The sequence below is a fragment of the Leucobacter faecis genome (assembly GCF_054456695.2).
The window spans coordinates 1-400 of the sequence record NZ_JBTJER020000037.1; the positions used below are offsets into that span (position 1 = coordinate 1).

A 400-nucleotide genomic window follows, 5' to 3' on the forward strand; every position below is an offset into this window, starting at 1 on the left:
GGGGTGGTCGCCTGGTACGAAGACGGCCTCACCATCACTTCTGACGCGGTCGTCGCCAAGCAGCGCTGCAACGCCGGTGTCGTGTACGTCACGGTCGACGAAGACTACAACCCCCTCGACGTGGGGCGCGAGCAGCGGCTCTACAACGGGGCGCAACGCATTGCCCTCGCCGCCCGTGATGGCGGGTGTCGTTGGCCGGGCTGTGATCGACCCTCTTCGTACTGCGAAGCGCACCATATTGACCACTGGCACTCCGACCAGGGCCGCACCGACATCGATCGAGGGATCGCCCTCTGCGCCTTATGCCGACGTCGGCATAACTTGCATTATGACGACCGGTGGATTATGCCGACTCGGGGCGCATTGGCCTTGTAAACACCAGCTTCCCGCGTCTCGACGG

General features: G+C 64.0%; 1 protein-coding gene. It reads left to right on the top strand.

Annotated features, from left to right (window positions below; translation table 11 throughout):
• Positions 1-375 (top strand): HNH endonuclease signature motif containing protein (locus ACXR2W_RS14160; protein ID WP_489948868.1); only part of this gene is annotated, 375 nt, incomplete at its 5' end.
• Between the last annotated feature and the right edge of the window lie 25 nt (positions 376-400).